At 64.8% G+C, this 19,137-nt stretch carries 15 protein-coding genes and 1 other RNA gene; 8 read left to right on the forward strand and 8 right to left on the reverse strand.

The features are described from left to right. Positions 1 to 351 precede the first annotated feature (351 nt). Together ffs and HXS65_RS07065 are read right to left on the reverse strand one after the other, a co-directional pair. Positions 352 to 448: signal recognition particle sRNA small type (gene ffs / locus HXS65_RS07060), an RNA gene on the reverse strand. 129 nt (positions 449 to 577) lie between these two features. Then, entirely contained in the window at positions 578 to 1,639 is a 1,062-nt protein-coding gene (locus HXS65_RS07065) for an AbrB family transcriptional regulator (RefSeq protein WP_255304444.1), read from the reverse strand. Between the two features lie 196 nt (positions 1,640 to 1,835). Here HXS65_RS07065 and HXS65_RS07070 point away from each other — a divergent pair, with 196 nt between their 5' ends. The 3 genes from HXS65_RS07070 to HXS65_RS07080 are packed head-to-tail and all read left to right on the forward strand — an operon-like array spanning position 1,836 to position 5,538. Beyond that, positions 1,836 to 2,609 (forward strand): response regulator transcription factor, encoded by a 774-nt coding sequence (locus tag HXS65_RS07070; RefSeq protein ID WP_176493522.1) that lies wholly within the window; start codon positions 1,836 to 1,838, stop codon positions 2,607 to 2,609. Further along, on the forward strand, positions 2,606 to 4,273 hold the full coding sequence (locus tag HXS65_RS07075; RefSeq protein ID WP_176493523.1) for a sensor histidine kinase: 1,668 nt from the start codon (positions 2,606 to 2,608) through the stop codon (positions 4,271 to 4,273). Before HXS65_RS07070 ends, HXS65_RS07075 begins: the two co-directional genes overlap by 4 nt. Continuing rightward, the gene (locus tag HXS65_RS07080; protein ID WP_176493524.1) at positions 4,267 to 5,538 is read left to right on the forward strand and encodes an ABC transporter substrate-binding protein; all 1,272 of its coding nucleotides are present in this window, start codon (positions 4,267 to 4,269) and stop codon (positions 5,536 to 5,538) included. The genes HXS65_RS07075 and HXS65_RS07080 overlap by 7 nt, the downstream gene beginning before the upstream one ends. On the opposite strand, the gene mscK is transcribed toward HXS65_RS07080, so the two are convergent. Then, complete coding sequence (mscK, locus tag HXS65_RS07085) at positions 5,535 to 9,071, reverse strand: mechanosensitive channel MscK (RefSeq protein ID WP_254696554.1); 3,537 nt, start codon at positions 9,069 to 9,071, stop codon at positions 5,535 to 5,537. The two genes, HXS65_RS07080 and mscK, sit on opposite strands and share 4 nt — an antisense overlap. Before the next feature lie 276 nt (positions 9,072 to 9,347). Between mscK and HXS65_RS07090 the strand changes: the two genes are divergently transcribed. The 4 genes from HXS65_RS07090 to HXS65_RS07105 all read left to right on the forward strand — a co-directional run bounded on the left by HXS65_RS07090 (position 9,348) and on the right by HXS65_RS07105 (position 12,022). Next, the gene (locus tag HXS65_RS07090) at positions 9,348 to 10,493 is read left to right on the forward strand and encodes a phospholipase A (protein ID WP_240499659.1); all 1,146 of its coding nucleotides are present in this window, start codon (positions 9,348 to 9,350) and stop codon (positions 10,491 to 10,493) included. A gap of 378 nt (positions 10,494 to 10,871) precedes the next feature. Beyond that, positions 10,872 to 11,213, forward strand: coding sequence for a YqjD family protein (locus HXS65_RS07095; RefSeq protein ID WP_375782206.1), 342 nt, complete (start codon positions 10,872 to 10,874; stop codon positions 11,211 to 11,213). After that, positions 11,213 to 11,635, forward strand: a complete 423-nt coding sequence (locus tag HXS65_RS07100; RefSeq protein ID WP_043333873.1) for a phage holin family protein — start codon at positions 11,213 to 11,215, stop codon at positions 11,633 to 11,635. The genes HXS65_RS07095 and HXS65_RS07100 overlap by 1 nt, the downstream gene beginning before the upstream one ends. Positions 11,636 to 11,671: 36 nt before the next feature. Next, the gene (locus HXS65_RS07105; protein ID WP_084207957.1) at positions 11,672 to 12,022 is read left to right on the forward strand and encodes a YqjK-like family protein; all 351 of its coding nucleotides are present in this window, start codon (positions 11,672 to 11,674) and stop codon (positions 12,020 to 12,022) included. Positions 12,023 to 12,123: 101 nt separating this feature from the next. On the opposite strand, the gene HXS65_RS07110 is transcribed toward HXS65_RS07105, so the two are convergent. Further along, complete coding sequence (locus HXS65_RS07110; protein ID WP_136938858.1) at positions 12,124 to 13,320, reverse strand: MFS transporter; 1,197 nt, start codon at positions 13,318 to 13,320, stop codon at positions 12,124 to 12,126. A 218-nt stretch (positions 13,321 to 13,538) separates the two neighbouring features. Between HXS65_RS07110 and HXS65_RS07115 the strand changes: the two genes are divergently transcribed. Further along, the gene (locus HXS65_RS07115) at positions 13,539 to 14,447 is read left to right on the forward strand and encodes a LysR family transcriptional regulator (RefSeq protein ID WP_176493526.1); all 909 of its coding nucleotides are present in this window, start codon (positions 13,539 to 13,541) and stop codon (positions 14,445 to 14,447) included. A gap of 28 nt (positions 14,448 to 14,475) precedes the next feature. Here the strand turns inward: HXS65_RS07115 and HXS65_RS07120 are convergent, their stop codons facing one another. From HXS65_RS07120 to HXS65_RS07135, 4 genes are all read right to left on the reverse strand, one after another. Continuing rightward, positions 14,476 to 15,672 carry an NAD(P)/FAD-dependent oxidoreductase gene (locus tag HXS65_RS07120; RefSeq protein WP_176493527.1) on the reverse strand — a complete coding sequence of 399 codons (1,197 nt, stop codon included), beginning with the start codon at positions 15,670 to 15,672 and terminating at the stop codon, positions 14,476 to 14,478. Between the two features lie 240 nt (positions 15,673 to 15,912). Continuing rightward, complete coding sequence (locus HXS65_RS07125) at positions 15,913 to 16,908, reverse strand: PepSY domain-containing protein (protein WP_176493528.1); 996 nt, start codon at positions 16,906 to 16,908, stop codon at positions 15,913 to 15,915. Positions 16,909 to 17,149: 241 nt separating this feature from the next. Further along, positions 17,150 to 18,739, reverse strand: coding sequence for an ABC-F family ATPase (locus tag HXS65_RS07130; protein ID WP_077375479.1), 1,590 nt, complete (start codon positions 18,737 to 18,739; stop codon positions 17,150 to 17,152). 95 nt (positions 18,740 to 18,834) lie between these two features. Then, entirely contained in the window at positions 18,835 to 19,116 is a 282-nt protein-coding gene (locus tag HXS65_RS07135) for a peptidylprolyl isomerase (RefSeq protein WP_077375482.1), read from the reverse strand. Between the last annotated feature and the right edge of the window lie 21 nt (positions 19,117 to 19,137).

Raw genomic sequence — 19,137 nt, forward strand, 5'->3', positions numbered from 1 at the left:
GCTTCAAAGCACGTAACCACTTGTGCAACGGGATTGCTGTCTCCAGGCCCGCATGACGGGCCCGACGGCGGAACATGACAGTCGAACATGACGATCAAGCATGAGGATCGCACACGGGTGTTGGTCATAAGCGCCGAACGCGGGTGTTGAACATAAGCGCCGAACGCGGGTGCTGGACGCAGATGTCGAACATAAGCGCCGAACAGGGAAGCCAAAGGCACAAGACGGACACGACAAGACGCCCGACAGGGCATGGCAACGTACAAAGGAGTCGATCAGGGGACTTGCGGGGGAACACGTAGACGTGGCATTTCAGGCATGCGGATCTTTGCTGCCCTGAAATGGAGGCGGCCCCATCAGCCACATCCCGGCACACGCGTCAGCCACTACCGTTGCTCCCTTCCGGGCCTGGCGGGGTTTGCAGCCTAGCATTGCGGGAGGACCAACAGGGCCACCACAGACATGATCAATCGGTGAACTACCGAGCCAATCGCTTGAACTTCAAGCACTTGGCGTGATCAAGGCGCACACTATAACAGCGTGTTGCCGCCCTCACAAGAGGGGATGTCGCAGCGCCTCAATCCCCCTTCCTCTCATCGCACGCCTCGCCGTCAGGTACCGGCGCACGCCTCCGGAAATGGCGCACCATCAGCGGTAGCGCCAGCATCAGTACGATCATGCGCAGAAGGTGATGAAAGGCGACGAAGACGGGATCGAGATCCAGCGCCACCGCCAGCAATGCCATCTCGCCGATCCCGCCCGGTGCCAGTGCCAGAAAGGCCACATCGCGCGGCACGCCCATTGCCTGATGGATCACTTCGGCGAAGCCACCCAGTACCGCAAGCGCGATCAGTGTCGCGATGCCCGATTGCCCCATCAACCCCGCCAGTCTGGCGGGTGAGAGCCCCTTGAAACGTGCCCCGATGGCGCAGCCCAGCACCAGCTGCATCACGTCCGTCCCCCATATCGGGGGCGCAAAGCGCACCACCTCGGCCAATGACAACGCCATCGCCACCAGCAATGGCCCCAGCAACGCGGCATTCGGCAAGCGCAGGCGCCTGCCCAGAGGCAACAGCAATGGCAGCGTCAGTACCAGCCACAGCCCGCTCACCGGCGGGTCGCCTGCCCCGTCCGCTCCACCGCCACCCTCCAGCAGCCAGTAGAGCGGCGGCAGGATGAGTATCACCAGCAGCACGCGCAGCGACTGGGCCACCGCGATACGCTGGGCATCGCCGCCACTGCGCTCCCCGATGATCACCATCGCCGTCAGCACCCCGGGCACCGAGGCAAACCAGGCACTGGTGGCATCGAAGCCGCAGCGTCGATACCAGGCGGCACAGGCCAGTGTCGAGGCCAGCACGCCGAGCAACAGCAATGTCCCCGACAGCCACCAGCTGGCAAGGTGCGAGACCAGCTCCGGCGACACTCGCGCTCCCAACGTCAGACCCAGCACCCCGAGAAACAGGCTGCGCAATCGCTCCGGCACGGCGAGTGTCAGCCCGGCCATGGCACCGAGCAGATTGGCGACCAGCGGCCCCAGCATCCACGCCAGCGGCATGCCGGTCAGCTGGAAGAGGCTGCCTCCCGCCACGCCCAGCGCCAGCGAGACCGCCAGCGATTTCCACTGATCGTTATCCACGGATGGAGTCCTGAAGCGCTGTCTGACAGCGCGCACGAACGAGATGAGTGACATTCCGACATCCTTGTCAGCGGCACGAGGGGAGCCTGTGATGGTACGCTAGCCACATGGCTTGTTGCCCTGATGATCCTACCGTGAATCGTGGTGCCTTCGGCAGCCACCTGAACGGGAATACCGTGCATCTCCCGGAGCCCGGATGACCCCCACGCAATCGACACCTTCCACCCCTTCCCGACAGACGCCGTCACTGCTGCTGGTGGAGGACGACGCGCTGCTCTCCAGTACCCTGCACAGTGTCTTCATCAGCGAGGGGCTCGACGTCACGCAACTGGCCGATGGCAGCGCGGCGCTGGCGCGACTCTCGCCAGGACAACCGCACGGCTTCGCGCTGGTCGTGCTGGATCTCAACCTGCCCGGCGCCTCGGGGCTCGAGATACTGGCCGCCCTGCGTGAGCACGATCGCCATACCCCGGTCCTGATTCTCACCGCCCGCGGTGCCATCGAGGATCGCGTACGCGGACTGGATCTCGGTGCCGACGACTACCTCGCCAAACCCTTCGTGCTCGATGAACTGGAAGCCCGCGTGCGTGCTCTGCTGCGTCGTCATGCCAATCATCAGGCCAGCCAGGCCACGCATCAGGGCCGGGCGCTCGAACAGCGACTGGTGGTGGGCAGTCTGGCCTTCGAGCCGCTGAATGGTCGCTTCCTGCTGGCCGAGGCACCGCTGTCACTGCCCCCGCGCGAGCAGCGTCTGCTTGGCTGCCTGATCCAGCACGCCGGTGAGCCGGTGGACAAGGCCCGCCTGACCCACGAGGCCTTCGGCGAGCAGGAGGCGGTCGGCGACAATGCCATCGAGGTCTATGTCCACCGCCTGCGCAAGCGCCTGGACGGCAGCGACGTCAGTCTGCGCACCATTCGCGGCCTCGGCTATCTGCTGGAACAGGCCCCGGCGGAGAGCCGGACTCCTTGAGCGCGCTCGACTCTCACCAGGCCACGGCATCCCCACAGCCACCACGCGATGCCCAACAGCCCGTCAGTCTCTATCGTCGTCTGCTGAGCTGGCTGCTGATCCCGCTGCTGGCCCTGGGTACCCTGTTGCTGGTGCAGGCCTTCCTGTCCGCGCGTGAAGCCGCGGACCGCGCCTATGATCGTCTGCTGGAAGCCTCGCTGGTGACCATCGCCGAGCAGGTCAAATGGCAGGATGGTCAGCTATGGCTCGACCTGCCGCCGGCAGCCCTGGAAATGCTGGCCACCGATGCCCAGGAGCGGGTCTTCTACAGCCTGGTGGACGCCGATGGCGAGCAGGTCACGGGCAACACGCGGCTGCCCGATGCACGAAGCGAGGCCGGCACACATGGCACGCGGGACGAGATGGCGGGACGCAGTGGCGAACTGGCCTTTCGCGACATCGCCTGGCAGGGGCAGGCACTGCGCCTGGGCACGCTAGATACCCGCCTCGGTGGCTGGGGTGATGACCCGCGTCATGGCCAACGCTTCAGCATTCGTGTCGCCCATACCCGCGAAGGGCGCGATGCGCTGACCCAGGAGCTGTATCGTGGCTCGCTGGTGCGCCTGGCAGGCATGGCCATTCTGGCCCTGATGGTGGTGCTGGTGGGCGTGCGCATGGCGCTTGCGCCCCTCACGCGGCTGCGGCGAGCCATCCGCGAACGCGACCCGCGCAGCCTGGCGGCCTTGCAGCTGACGCTGCCGCGCGAGCTTGAGGAACTCAAACATGCCCTCAATGAGCTGCTGTCCCGCATGCGCCGGGTCCGTGCCAATCAGGAGCGCTTCATCGGCGATGCCTCCCATCAGTTGCGCACGCCCCTGGCCGGTCTCTCCGCGCATGCCGAGCTGGCACTGCGCCAGCAGGACCCGAGCGCCTGGCACGCGGCACTGGAACAGATGCAGGCCACCGCCAGCCACACCGCCCACCTGGCCAATCAGCTGCTGTCGCTGACACGTCTCAACAATCCGGAAGTGCAACCTCCTCGGGTGCCGCTGGAGCTCTCGAGCCTGGTGCGCGACACGGTCAGCCGTCATTTCCTGCGCTGTGATCGCGCCGGTGTGGATCTCGGCCTCGAGATCGCGCCGGACATCGACCATGCCGCCTGGACGCCGGGTGTGGACTGGCAACTGCAGGAGGCGCTGGCCAACCTGATCGACAACGCCTGCAAGCATGGCGCGCGGGTAGTGACCGTGACGCTGAGCCGCGAGCACGCGATACCCGCCAGCGGAGAAGACGCGGCACGTGAATCGGCCACGCCAGGCCGTCTGCTCCTGAGCGTCGAGGATGATGGCCCGGGCATCACGCCGGAGCGGCGTCTGCTGGTGCTGCGCCCCTTTCATCGCCATGCCCGGGCAGACCAGCACCCGGCCGCCCAGCCGATGTCCGATGCCTCAGGCGGCCAGACACCCGAGCAGAGTGGCGCAGGGCTCGGGCTTGCCATCGTCGATGGCATTGCCCGCCACCACGATGCCCGGCTGTCATTGGAGGCCTCCGACCCTGCCCCCGCTGATGGCGCTCGGCCGGGACTGCGCGTGAGCTTTCACCTGCTGCCCTGCCCGCCTCCCGTGACCGCCACTGCACCAGCCTCACGCGAGGCATCGACCGGCCCCAAGGGGGATGCATGTTGAGAACGCACCGCTGCTGGGCCGCCGTGCTCACCGTCGTCGGGCTGGCCGTCGCGTCGTTGTGCTCGGCACAGGACACCGCGAGCTTCGACCCGCAACTCGATGAGCATCAGGCACTCTGGCTCAAGGCAGGAGAGCCCGTGGCCGCGCAGGCCGTCCAGTCCGGGGAAGAGGCGGATCTGGTGATCCATGCGGCGCTGGATCTGCCCGAGATTCGTCCGCTGCTGCAACGTTACAGCCGCGAACACCCCGGGATGCTGCTGCATTACGTCAATCGCTCCGCGCTGGCGCTGGAAGCCCGCTATCTGGCCGCCCCCCTGACACCTCGGGCCGACCTGATGATCTCCTCGGCCATGGGCCTGCAGTACCGTCTGGCCAATGGCGGCCATGCACGCCCGCTGCAAGCCGCGAACCTGACAGGCTGGCCCGAGAGCTCACGCTGGCGCAATGAGCTGTTCGCCATGAGCTTCGAGCCCATCGTGATGGTGGCGCGCCGCGATGCGCTGAAACGTCTGGCCGACAGCGAAGGACTGCGCGACCCTCGCGATGCCCTGCGCAGTCATCGGGATCTCTGGCATCTGCTGGAGACACGCCGGGAGCTGCTGCGCGGTCGCGTGATCACCTACGACCCGCGTCGCAGCGGCTCCGGCTTCACCTATGCCGTCTCCGATGCCCGTCAGTCGCCTCGCTACTGGACACTGGTGCGCGCCATGGGTCAGGCCGATGCACGGCTGGTGACCACCACCGGCGCCATGCTCGAGGCACTGGCCAACGGCGAGGTGGATATCGCCTACAACCTGGTCGGGCCCTATGCCATCTCCTTTGCCCGCGCGCACCCTGAGCTACTGGTGATCGTGCCGGAAGACTACGTGCTGATTCAGCGCCGACTGGCGTTCGTGCCGCGCCAGGCGCCGCATGGTGATGCCGGCGAGGCATTTCTGGACTGGTGGTTGAGTCTTGAGGGCCAACAGGCGGTGGCCAGTGACAGCGATCTGGGCGCATTGCATCCCGAGGTGAGTGGTGACGGCAGCGCGCGTGATCTGCGTGAACGTCTCGGCAACGCGCTGCGCCCCATCGAGATTGGCCCCGGCCTGCTCGCCACCCTCGACAGGCTCAAGCAGGCCAGCTTCCTGAGCCGCTGGGCGCTGGAGTTTCGGGCCCCGGCGCCCGGGCCCAGGTCTGGCTCTGAGCCTGACTCTGAGTCTGAAACCAGGCCTGCGCCTGAGACTCAAGCAACACCGGCCTCACCGGCAACGCTCGACGACTAGCGGCCGCCGCCATCCCCCCCGTCGCCGTCCGTCGCGTCGGGCGCGGATTCGCGCAACCCGGCATCTTCACGGCCGCCCACGCCGGTGGTCGGCTTGCGACGAGCGATCAAGGCGCCGCCCTCACGATGTTCGCTGCTTGACGGTGCGTCTCCCGTCTCGGCTCCAACGCTTTCCGGCGAGCCGCTGGCCGCTCTGAGCGGCTCGCCCGTGGCCGCTCGCTGCTCGATGAGACGCTCGGTGCCATCCTGACGATGCAGCCAGACATCCATCTGCTGGAAGGCCACCTTGAGACCGTTCTCGCGGAAGCGTGCATCGACCCAGCGATTGATCTCGTCTGTCGCATACAGACGGTCAGTAAGGTCGTTGACGTAGATGCGCAGCTCGAAGCCGAAGTTGTCCTTGTTGTAGCTCAGACAGAACACCAGAGGCTCCGGGTCCTTGAGCACCCGCCTGTTCTCCTGGGCGGCCTGCATCAGCAGGCGGTGCGCCAGATCCAGATCACTGCCATGGGCGACGCCGAAGTTGAGCACCACCCGCGTCACGTTGTCCGAGAGTGACCAGTTGATCAGCTGGTCGGTCACGAACACCTTGTTGGGAATGATGATCTCCTTGCGGTCGAAATCCGTCACCGTGGTGGCACGGATACGGATACGACTGACCGTCCCGTGCAGATTGCCGATGGTGATGGTGTCGCCGATGCGTACCGGGCGCTCGAACAGGATGATCAGACCCGAGATGAAGTTGGCGAAGATCTCCTGCAGACCGAAGCCCAGGCCGACACTCAACGCCGCCACCAGCCACTGCAGCTTGTCCCAGCTGACGCCCATGCTGCCCAGTGTCATCACGAAGCCCGTCGCCATGATCACGTAGGACAGCAGCGAGGTGATCGCATAGCTCGACCCCTGCTTGAGTTCGAGCCGCGACAGGATCGAGACCTCCAGCAGGCCCGGCAGGTTGCGCGCCATCATCACCGCGACCCCGAGAGTGACCAGCGCCGCGATCAGATCCGCCAGCGAGATGGGGGTCGCGGAATCTCCCTCGGCCGAGGCGGCGATCTCCCAGACCACGACGCTGTCCAGGTAGCTGAGCACATTGAGCAGATCCGCCCAGACCAGATAGAAGATGAACATGAAGCTGATGACCAGAATCAGCTTCGACAGGCGCAGCGACTGGGAATTGACCTGCTCCATGTCCAGCGGCGGCTCCTCGACCACCTCGACGCCGCCCTCCGCGCCTTCCTGCACCTGGGCTCGCCGACGCGCCACGGCACGTCGATACGCCAGACGGCGCGCCGCGACTGCCAGCCCGCGCACCACGGTGGCCTCGACCAGAATCCAGGCACCGAACAGGAACAGCGTGGTGATGAAGCGGCCACTGAGGCGCAGTGCCGTGTACTCATACCCCAGGCAGATCAGCACGCCCAGCGCCACCGGCACCATGGCCATGGCCAGCCCCAGAATCAGGCGGAACAGCTTGAGACCGAAGAACGGCACATGCGCCAGGATCAACCGCGAGAGACAGAAGCTCATCGCGCATAGCCCCGAGAACAGGATCAGCAGACCCAGCGGGCGCTCCAGCAGATTGAGATCCGCCTCGCTGATGATGTTGGTGGTCAGGATGACCGGCAGCAGCGCGCAGCCCAGCCACCACAGATGGCGGCGCAGCTCGGCCACGTAGTTGGCGGGCCACTGGAAATGACGCTCGGCGACGCCGTCCTTGACCAGCAGGCGCCGGAAGATGGCGAAGATCCCCCATGCCAGCGCCAGCTTGAGCAGTGCCTGGCCCAGCGCCCACAGCATGACGCCCTCCCCCAGCGACAGCACGCTGCCGATCAGTGCCAGCGCGAGTGCACCGGGGATCGCCAGCATCACGTTGAGCAGGATCGCCCGCGGAGTGTGCAGCTGGGTGTCCTGCTTGAGGCGGCCTATCTGGGCATGCAGGTCCGCCAGGCGCGATCGGATGTGCGAGCGCTTCCAGGTGATGAAGATCAGCAACAGCAGCCCCGGCAGCGCCACCCACAGATCATTGAGCTGGAAGCCCTTGGACAGCCCCGCCACCACGCCGCGCCATACGGTGGGCTTGAGCTCGTCCGCCAGCATTTGTGGAGTACGCGACAGCCAGTCCAGGTCCAGAGGCTTGCCGTTGGCGACCCAGAAGAGCTGCTCCTCGATGGTCTGACGCAGACGTCCGGAGACTTCGAGCAACTGCTGCTGGTTGAGCTGCAGATCAATGGCGCGCGCCAGCAGGCTGTCATATTCCTTGTCGAGCTTGTCGACCAGCTCCTTGCGGGCCTCCAGCTGGCGAGTCAGCGCCTGACGCAGCTCGGAGCTGACCGTCTGGGCATCGGCGTTGCCGCCGGGGCGCTCCAGCGCGGCGCTTTCGCTCAGCACTTCGCTTTGCAGATAGTGCGGAATGTCCGCGAGCTGTTCGCGCACCTTGTTGAGTTCGAACTGCTTGAGGCGCAGATCGGCGATCTCTTCCTTCAGGTCCTGACGCACGTCGACCTTGGGCAGATGACTCTGTTGCTCACGCAGGATACGGGCCAGCAGCACGCTGCCCTTGATGGCCTCGATCTGCTCGCTCATGGTGCGCTCGACCTGGGTGACGCGATCCAGCTGGGTGCGCACCTCGAGACCATCGCGGATCACGGCGTTGACGCGATCCGTGATCGCCAGCAGCTGGCTGCTGAGTTCACGGTTGCGACTCAAGACCTGCTGGAAGATGGGGTTGCTGGCAAGCTCGGCATTCTCGCCGCTGGTGGCCTCCGCGATGGTCTGCTCGGACTGGTCTCGTCGCTTGGCGTTGACCAGGCTCTGCACCACCTTGAGGTCCTGCTCGAGAGTCTCGATACGCCGGCTGTAGAGCGTCTTGCGTACCTGCGCCAGCTCTCGCAGCTGCGAACTAGAGTTGAGCTCGGTGTGGCTGAGCTCGCCACGTGCCTCGGCCAGGGCCAGACGCGCCTCCAGCAGGTCTCGGCCCGTGCCGGTCAGTGCCTGGCTGTCGCTGCCGGAGAGCTGGGTCTGCAGGCGCTGCACCTGCTGCTGGGCATCCGCCAGGGTCGAACGAGAGCGCTCCGGCAGACTCTGGGCATTGATGAGGCGCCGATTGGTACTCGCGAGCTTGTCCTGCAGGCTCTGGAGCTCGTCCAGGATACGCGTCATGCGCGCATCCAATGCCTCCACCGATTCCTCGGCGAGACTCGCTTCGTCGAGCTGACTGGTGCTGTCGCGAGGCAGGCTCGCCAGCGCTGCCTGGGCCTCGGCCAGATCACCCGGCGCCGTCTTCACCTCGGCCTTGATGTCCTTGAGGTTGCTGTTGGCCTCACCGAGATCATCGAGTACCGTCAGGGTTTCCTTGAGATCCGCGATCCGCTGGCGTGTCTCCGCGTCAGGCTTCTCGACGCTCTGCAGGTCCTCCAGCTGGCCCTGCACATCGCTGCGCTCCACGACGGCCTGTGCCATGCCGGGCAAGGCGCACAGCAGCACGACAAGCATCATCACGATCCATCGCGTCGTCGCTCTCAAGGAATTCATGCCTGACACATCCATCTCCTCACCCGCATCGTTACCAGAGGCAGACCTCTCGGGGTCCACGATGCCTGCATTGTCAACTGAGCCTCAGTCAGGCGCAATCGCTCCGACACCTCCCCGCCAAGCGCACCATGGGGATGTGAGCGGCAGGCGACAGAGGTGTCGTCGGTTGCCAGCTGGCACCCCACGCCTGCCAGCCAGTAGAATGGCAGACTTGTCATGATCGTTGCCCCATAATGCGCTGCTCGTCTCTTGCGGTGTTACAGACAGGATATTTCCATGCTTCTCTGCCCTACCTCCACCGGCTCTCGGCCAGTCGCGGCATGCCTGTCCGGAATGCTGGCGTCAGCGCTGCTGACCTGCGCCCCACTGGCCAGCGCAGACGTGCCCTACACCATGGACAGCCAGGGCCGCGTGGTACTGGCCAATGGCCAGCGCTTCACGCCCCGAGAACTGGGGATGACTCCGGCCCAGGCGCGTGCAGGGGCACGCAAGAGCGATCCACGTCGCACGCCTATCTATACGCAGCCCGCACGTGGCGGCGCAGAGCTGGCGGCGAGTGATGACGCCCCTGCCACCGTGGAAGGTCAGGAGAGTCAGGGGCAGGACAGCCTGGCTCAGAAACGTGCCGAGGAGCGGGTGGTGCTCGAGGACGATGCCGAGAGCAATCCCCTGGCCATCACCGCCTACAAGCGCAACTATCTGCTGCCCTGGGCCTACAACTCGACCCCGAATGAGAGCAGCTTCGCCCAGGTGACCCGTGAAGGCGAGGTGGACAACACCGAGGTGAAGTACCAGCTCAGTCTCAAGGTCGGGCTGGTGAATGACATCTTCGATGACAATGGCGACCTGTACTTCGCCTATACCCAGCGCAGCTGGTGGCAGGCCTACAATTCCGATGCCTCGGCGCCGTTCCGCGAGACCAACTACGAGCCGGAAGCCTTCCTTCAGTTCGACAATCGCTATGAACTGCTGGGCTGGACCAACACGCGCAATCGCATCGGTTTCGCCCATCAGTCCAACGGGCGTTCCGACCCGCTGTCGCGCAGCTGGAACCGGGTCTATGCCGACATGATGTTCCAGAATGGCGACTGGGCCGTGGCGATCACGCCGCATTGGCGCGTGCCGGAGGAGTCCGATGAGGACGACAATCCGGACCTCTACAACTACATCGGCTACGGCGACATCACCGTGGGCTATACCGCGGATCAGCACGAGTTCACCTGGATGGTGCGCGGCAACCCCTCCAAGGGCAATTTCGGCAACCAGCTGGATTACTCCTTCCCGCTGTTCGGCAAGGTGCGCGGTTACGTGCAGTACTACCACGGCTATGGCGAGAGCCTCATCGACTACGACCACAGCGTGAACCGCCTGGGGCTGGGCTTCTCGATCAACACCTTCTTCGCCGGCCTGCCAGAGACCTGATCTTCGGCCAGCGCGCCTCTCACGGGCCGCCGAGCCATGATCCCCTCGCCACGCAACGGGCAGCCCAGGCTGCCCGTTGCGTCGTTTCAGGCCGTGCAGACAGGATTCATCCTCCCTGATCCAGATCAACGAATGCGCCTCGGCTCCCCCCGATATCATCATCCAGGCATTGCCAGCCCTTGTGTTTGTTCCCGGTGGCCCCAAGGATTTGTTCATGACCAGACAAGACGCAGGCAGGAATCGCTGCGACCTGAAAAGGTCATGCCCTGCCGCCAGCGGCGCCCCAGGGAAGACTGAGTTCGAGAGTCATGCGCGCCCTCTGGCGCTCACAATTCACGAAATCTGATTCGACACACGGGAAGGAGACACAACATGGCCATGCAGAAAATCGGTGATCATACGACCACAGCCAATTCAGCCACCGGTGCCAACACCGAGCAGCTGAAGGAAGACCTGCGTCATCTCTCCCAGACCGTCGAGGAACTGCTGCACGCCTCGGCCGAGGACTCCCGCGAGAGCATGAAGGAAGCGCGTGCCCGCGCCCAGTCCCGCCTGGAAGCCACTCGTGCCCGACTGAGTGCCCAGGGTGACCGTCTGGCCGCCAGCGCGCGTGAATCCGCGGACTGCGCTGACCGCTACGTGCACGACAACCCGTGGACCAGTGTCGGTATCGGCGCTGCCGCCGGTGTCGTCATCGGCATGCTGCTTGGCCGTCGCTGATGCAGGAGCAAGGGCCGGTTGAACGCGTACTTGGCGCCATCCGTCGTCTGACCGCGAGCCTGGTGGAGAGTGGCGAGACGCGTCTGCGTCTCGCCGTGCTGGAGCTCGAGGAGGAACGCGAACGCTTGTTCGTGATGCTGCTGCTGTCAGGTATCGCCCTGATGCTGATCTGCTTCGGTATCGGCCTGGCGATCCTGCTGGTGGTCGTGGCCTTCTGGGATACCCATCGCCTGCTGGCCATCGCCTTGAGCGGCGGTATCCTGCTGGCACTGGGCGGATTGATCGCCTGGCGGGTCAAGGTGATCGCTTCCCAGCGCAGCCTGCTGCGCTCGACGCTCAGCAATCTGAGCCGCGACAGCGACAGCCTCAAGGACGTCCGCGCCGACGCACTGGAACGCCAGCGCCAACGCGAAAACCTCTGATGCCCCCCGCCTGCCAGCCCCTGTAAAGGAGGCGAGATGAGTTCTTCCAGACAGTCCCTCGCGCAGCGTGAGCCGGCACTGCCCCCCTCAGGGGGGAACGGTCGCCGGCAAGCGCATTCGCGCGATGCCAGGCGTGCGGAACTCGAAGCACGCATCAGCCAGCAGCGCCTCGACGTCAGTCATGCGATGCGTGACCTCAAGGAGGCAACCGCCCCCATCGACCGTGGCTGGGCCAAGGTGCAGCAATACCGTGGCCCATTGGTTCTGGTGGGCGGCCTGATTGCCGCGCGGGGAGGTTTCCGGCCAAAGAAGGGCCTGAGCCTGATCAAGCGTGGCCTGATGGGCTGGGTGATGATTCGCCGCCTGAGAATACTGTTCGACAAGTGATCACGATACATACCGAAAGCCCCGCCACCTGGCACTCAGGTCGCGGGGCTTTTTTCGTCGCACGTCTCGATATGCAGCGGGCAGGCGTTGCCCGGGATGACTCAGGCGCCGCGACTGTCGCGCTTGAGCAGATGGATGCCCAGATAGAGAGCCGCGAAGATCAGGCCCAGCACGGCGCCAAAACCGAAGACATGGCGGCCATCGCCGGGCAGGAACTCCAGGAAGGAGGTCAGGAACTGGCCCAGGAAGATCGCCATCGTCAGATAGGAGAGATTGCGTCCACGCACCAGTGCGTGGCTGCGCTCCACCGTCATGTGGTTGAGCAGCGGAATCGAGAAGCCGAAGCCCATCCCGGCCAGCACGGCACCCGCGCTCATCACCCCCATGTTCTCGGCCTGCTGGAAGACGAACAGGCTGGCGGCATACAGCACGAAGGCCAGTGCCAGCGTCGGCATCTCGCGCAAGGCACGTGAGACCTTCGGCATCCACATCGCCGCCACCACCGCGACCATCGAGATCGCCGCCAGGAAGATGCCGGTCGAGGCCTCGTTCAGCCCCAGCAGGTTCAGGCGCTTGGGCAGCATGACGATGGCGGTGAAGAACAGCGTCATGGCCATGGCCGCCGCCAGATAGACACTGGTGAGCGAAGCGGACAGCGCCTGCTGGCCCGACTTGCCAACCGTTTCATCAGGGGATGCAGGTGACTGCCTGGGCACCATCATCCACAGCATGGCCAGCAGCAACCAGGCCAGCAGGTAGAGCAGGAAAGGCAGCTGCCAGGCGATGCCCGCCAGCACGCCACTGACGAACAGGAAGATCACACCGCCAAGTTCGATGGACATGCCCTGCTGGGCAATCATCTTGAGTCGCGCATGGCCGTGATACCACTCGGAGATCAGCGTGGTGCCGCCCGCCATCACGACCGCAGTGACGCCCCCCAGCAGGATACGATCGGCGAACACGGCGACGGTGCCTTCCAGCAGTGCCCCGCCCGCCCCCAGCAGACCATACAGGAACAGCCCGCCAGTCAGCGCGCGATAGGCCCCGAGGCGGTCGATCATGCGTCCGGCGATAGGCGCAAACAGCACCGCACCCAGCGACGGCAGGGTGATCAGCCAGCTGGCATGGCTCTCCACCTGCAAGGCGGCCGCGATATTCAGAAGCCCCGGTGCCACCACGGTACCCACCATGATGGTCAGGCAGGCGACCGCCAGCAGCGTGAAACGCCCGCCGCCAGAAAGTGATCGAGAGGTATCGCGCGTATCCTGCGCGATACCTCGGGAAGTTGATGTCGTCATATCGGCTCCACTCGGAAACAGGGCCCTCTTGCCAGCCACTGCCTCGCCGCGCCCTCCTGGCTTGTGAGACACGAAAGCCGGGAGGGCGCGAGAGGAAGAAAGCTGACGGAGGGAGGCTTGGCAGGTCCCCAGACTAATGAGCGAGCATTGATAATAGAAATGACGATACTTGATATGACTTATACTTTCTGGACATCAATCAACTGACGAGAGCTGCCATGGAACTGCGCACACTGAGAACCTTCGTTTCCGTGGCGACGCACCGGAGCTTCTCGGCCGCCGCCCGCGAGCTGCACACCGTTCAGCCTGCCATCAGTCGCCAGATCGCCGATCTTGAAGCCGAACTTGGCGTGAGTCTGTTGTGGCGCAATACGCGGGAAGTGCGAGTGACGGCACCCGGCGAGGCGTTGCTGGAAGAAGCGCAGCGCATGCTGGCGCTGGAGGCACAGGCACGCAAGCGCGTGGCGATGGCCGCCAGCGGCCAGACCGGCACGTTGCGCATCGGCTACATGAGCTCGGCCTGCGCAAGCTTCGTTCCCGGCCTGATGCGCGACTTCGCCGCCAGCCACCCCGAGGTCAGCCTCACCTTGCATGAGATGAGCGCCCAGCAGCAGCTGGATGCCTTCGCGCGTGACGAGATCGACCTCGGCCTGTCGCGTCCGCTGCCCATCGAGCAGCGCGATACCCTGACGGCTCTGCCGGTCTACGAGGATAGGCTGATGGCGGTGATACCCCAGGGCCATCGTCTGGCGCACCGCAAGCGGCTCACCCTGAGCGAGCTTGCGCAGCAGGACTTCGTGCTGTTTCAGCGCACGCAGGCGACGGGGCTATTTGATCAGATCATCAGCGCCTGCGGCGATGCCGGCTTCTCGCCGCGCCTCCAGCGCCAGCCGGCCATGATGCAGACGCTGCTCAGTGAGGTCGCGGCCGGACTGGGAGTCGCCATCGCGCCCGGCTGCATCCGCCGTCTGCAGTGCGATGGCTGTCAGTTCATTCCCCTGCGTCCGGCGCTCGGGGCGATACCATTGGAGCTTCACTATCCGACCACACCGGGCCGACCGGTGACCGAGGCCTTCGTCGCGCTGGTCGAGCAGCGCCTGCCCGCCATCCGCCAGCAGATGGCATGAGACGCGGCCAGTGGTGAGAACGTGCTGGTCAGCAGTTCAGCCCGCAGGCCACCGCCGAGGACCACGCCCACTGGAAGTTGTAGCCGCCAAGTTCGCCGGTGACATCCAGCACCTCACCGATGAAGGCCAGCTGCGGGAGATCGCGCACGCTGAAGTCCTTCTGCGAGATGGCATCGGTGACCACGCCGCCCATGGTGACCTCGGCGGTGCGCCAGCCTTCGGTGCCCGCCGGCTTGAGCTGCCAGTGGTTGAGCGCCTTGGCCAGCTGCTCGAGACGCGCATTGGAGAGCTCGGCGAGACTGCGCTCGCTGATGCGGCCGGCATCGGCGTCCTGCCACTCGACCAGCGACTGGGCGAGACGCTTGGGCAGGCGCTCGCCAAGCCAGGGACCGATCTGGCGCTTGGGATGCTGCTCACGCAGGGCCAGCAGCTCGGCGTAGGCGTCCACCCCCGGCAGCAGGTCGATGTCCAGTGGCTGACCGGGCGTCCACCAGCTGGAGGCCTGCAGCATCGCCGGGCCGGAAAGCCCACGGTGGGTGATCAGCATCGGTTCGCGATACTGGCCCTTGCCGGCGGTGACGCGGACGTCACAGGCAAGCCCGGACAGCGGCGACAGGCGCTCCTTCCACTGCGAGGTCAGCGTGAACGGCACCAGCGCGGCATAGGTCTCGGTGACCTCGAGCCCGAACTGGCGCGCGATATCATAGCCAAAGCCTGTCGCGCCCAGCGTCGGGATCGACATGCCACCGGTCGCCACTACCACCCGCCCTGCCGTATGCGTGCCGTTGCTGGTCTCGACCCGCATGCCCTCACCCGCACGCTCAAGCGAAGTGATGCGCGTGTTGAGACGAATCTCCGCCCCGGCCCACTCGCACTCCGTCATCAGGATCGCCAGCAGATCCTTGGCGGAATCCGCGCAGAACAGCTGCCCCGGCTTCTTCTCGACATGCTCCAGCCCGTGACGCTCCACCAGCTCGAGAAAGTGATGCGGCGTGTAGCGCTTGAGTGCCGAGATGCAGAAGTGCGGATTGCGCGAGAAGAAGTTGGACGGCCCGGCATCCAGGTTGGTGAAATTGCAGCGCCCGCCACCTGACATCAGGATCTTCTTGCCGGCCTTGTTGGCGTGGTCCAGCACCAGCACGCGCTTGCCCTGATAGCCCGCCGTGGCGGCACACATCAGGCCTGCCGCGCCTGCGCCGATGATGATGACGTCGTATGTGGCCATGCTGGAAACCTCGTGCAACAAGAAGAGAAAGACGGTGCTGAAACGCCGAGTGCTCGAGTAGAGGCACCGTGGTGGCCCGACTGTGCCAGACACCGGCCGCGCAGTTTACCAGAAGCCACGCCCGGTTTCGGGCTCCCGCCGTCCCCTGACAACATGCGGAGCGCGGATTGGCCATCTCGTCAGGTTCTGTCGTGTCTCGCTGGACATGACGTCAAGCCAAGAGCCTGCTCACCTCACCTGTCACATTCCGGCATGCAGCCCCAGTCCGAGAGCCGCCGACAGACCGATACCGGCCGCCATGAGCAGGCCGCCCAGGGGGCGCCGACGTTTCATCTGCCACCACATCCACAGGCCAGTCAGCCCCCACAGCACCATCACGCAGGCCATGACATCCACGACCACGGCCCACAGCCACTCCAGCACGCTGCTCTTGTAGCCATGCTGCTTGTGCAGATGCGTCAGGGTTTCGCCAAGCCCCGCGCCGGGCTGGACCTGCCCGACGGGCTGGCCCTTCAGCTTGCCTGAATACAGGTCCAGCTGGGCAGTGAAGCGCTGGCCGCTGCCGTCCTCCAGTGTGAAGTCGAGCGTCCCCTTGCCATTGAGCGGCTGACGTTCACTGGCGCCGATCGCCTCGCGAAGACGGGCCTGCTGACTGACCAGTGGCACCGCCAGTGGCGAGGTGTCAGGAAGCGTCAGGGTCTGGCCGGCCAGCGGCATGCGAGCAGGACGAGCCGACGCATTTCCCGCGGCGTTTTCCTGCATGGCGATGCGCCGCCCCTCACCGTGGGAAAGATCCACCATGTAGCGCTGACGCATGTCCGCTCCCCGGGAATCCAGCAGCAGAGACAACGGCGCCCCTTCGAGCGCCTGCGGATCAACCAGCGTGAATTCGTGACGCCCCGAGGAGACTCGGTTCATTTCCGCCACGGTGGCCACGGCCAGAGCCTGGGCATCCACCGGGCCCAACGCGGCGCGTTGCAATGCCTCGGACGACAAGGGTGTCTGCTGGATGTCGCGATACAGACCGGGATGGTTCATCAGGAAGGCGCTCACGCCATACAACAGCACGAAGGGCACCAGCGCGACGCCGCAATACAGATGCAGAGAGCGGATCCAGGGATTGAGTCGCTGCGCCAGGGTCTTGCGCCGCCCTCGCTGACGGGGGGTGTCCTGACGCATGGAAGTGGCGCGCGAGGCGGGCCGTTGAGCGGGGGCACCGGGTGCGACATCTGACATGATGACTCTGTTCCTGGGGTGAGCGACGACAAGGTGGATGCACACGCCTTCGCGCGGGTGCGATCAAGAGGCGCAGATGATAAGACAAATACACCTCATCGGCGAATGATTCTCACATGCAGTCACATCGCGCAATCGAATGGCGCGGATCGTCGACGCCAGATGGCAGATCGCCCCCGCTGCCAGGGGCAACGGGGGCGATCAGAGCGGCGATTTCACGCCAGGGAGCAGACGTGCTCGCTCAGACGATGACGCCCTGGCTGCGCAGGTAGTCATCGTAGGTGCCGGAGAAGTCGACCACACCCTCGGCATTCAGCTCAATGATGCGCGTGGCCAGCGAGCCGACGAATTCACGGTCGTGGCTGACGAAGATCAGCGTGCCCGGATAGTTTTCCAGCGCGAGGTTGAGTGCCTCGATGGACTCCATGTCCAGGTGGTTGGTCGGCTCATCCATCACCAGCACGTTGGGCTGCTTGAGGATCAACTTGCCGAACAACATGCGGCCCTGCTCACCACCGGAAAGCACCTTGACCGACTTCTGGATGTCGTCATTGGAGAACAGCATGCGGCCCAGGGTGCCACGCACGACCTGTTCGCCCCCACCGGTCCACTGCGACATCCAGTCGTAGAGGCTCATGTCGTTGGCGAAGTCATGGGCGTGGTCCTGCGCGTAGTAGCCGACTTCCGCGGCGTCGGTCCACTTCACTTCACCGGCATCCGGGTGCATCTCGCCGACCAGGGTGCGCAGCAGCGTGGTCTTGCCGATACCGTTCGGGCCGATGATGGCGACACGCTCACCGGCGGCGACCGTGAAGCTGAAGTTCTCGAACAGGGTGTTGCCATCGAAGCCCTTGGCGAGCTTGTCGATCATCACCGCGTTGTTGTGGACCTTTTTGGTCTGCTCGAAGCGAATGAACGGGCTGACGCGTGAGGACGGCTTGATCTCGTTGAGCTGGATCTTGTCGATCTGCTTGGCACGCGAGGTCGCCTGCTTGGCCTTGGAGGCGTTGGCGGAGAAGCGGCTGACGAAGGACTGCAGCTCGGCAATCTGCGCCTTCTTCTTGGCGTTGTCGGCCTGCAGCTGTTCACGCGCCTGGGTGGCGGCGGTCATGTACTCGTCATAGTTGCCCGGGAACAGACGCAGCTCACCGTAATCCAGGTCCGCCATGTGGGTGCAGACACTGTTCAGGAAGTGACGGTCGTGCGAGATGATGATCATGGTGCTGGAGCGCGCGGTCAGCACGCCTTCCAACCAGCGGATGGTGTTGATGTCCAGGTGGTTGGTCGGCTCATCGAGCAGCAGGACGTCAGGATCGGAGAACAGCGCCTGTGCCAGCAGCACGCGCAGTTTCCAGCCCGGCGCGACTTCACTCATCGGCCCGAGGTGCTGCTCGATGGGGATGTCGAGGCCCATCAACAGCTCACCGGCACGCGCTTCGGCGGTATAGCCGTCCAGCTCGGCGAATTCGACCTCGAGGTCGGCGACCTTCATGCCATCTTCCTCGCTCATCTCCGGCAGCGAGTAGATGCGGTCACGCTCAGCCTTGACCACCGCCAGGCGCTCGTGACCCATGATGACGGTGTCGAGCACCGTGTATTCCTCATAGGCGAACTGGTCCTGACGCAGCTTGCCCAGACGGGTGTTGGGCTCGAGCATGACGTGGCCACCGGACGGCTCAAGATCGCCGCCGAGAATCTTCATCATGGTCGACTTGCCGCAGCCGTTGGCGCCGATCAGGCCATAGCGATTGCCACGACCGAATTTGGCGGAGACGTCTTCAAACAGCGGCTTGGCACCGAACTGCATGGTGAGATTGGCGGTAGAGATCACGAGGGAATATCCGTTTGGAATGAAAAGGTGGGCGGTGACGAAGCGTCACGCTGGCGCCGGATGATACGGGGTCTGGAATCGCGGTCCGTCAGGCATCAGCCACGGAAGAAGACTTCCAGCAGGTGATAGCCGAACTTGCTCTTCAGCGGCCCCTGCAGGGTATTGAGCGGGCCCTTGAAGATGGCGCGATCAATGCCGCCGACCATCTGGCCGGGGCGCACTTCGCCCAGGTCACCGCCCCGCTTGCCGGAAGGACAGGTGGAGTGCTTCTTCGCCAGCTTCTCGAACGGCTGGCCGCGCTCCAGTGACTGCTTGAGACGCTGCGCCTCGGCCTCGGTCTTCACCAGAATGTGGCGTGCCATGGCAATACGAGCCATCTCATATCCTCTTGCAAGCGA

This window comes from Cobetia sp. 5-25-4-2 (assembly GCF_013374075.1).
GTDB classification, from domain to species: Bacteria; Pseudomonadota; Gammaproteobacteria; order Pseudomonadales; family Halomonadaceae; genus Cobetia; species Cobetia marina.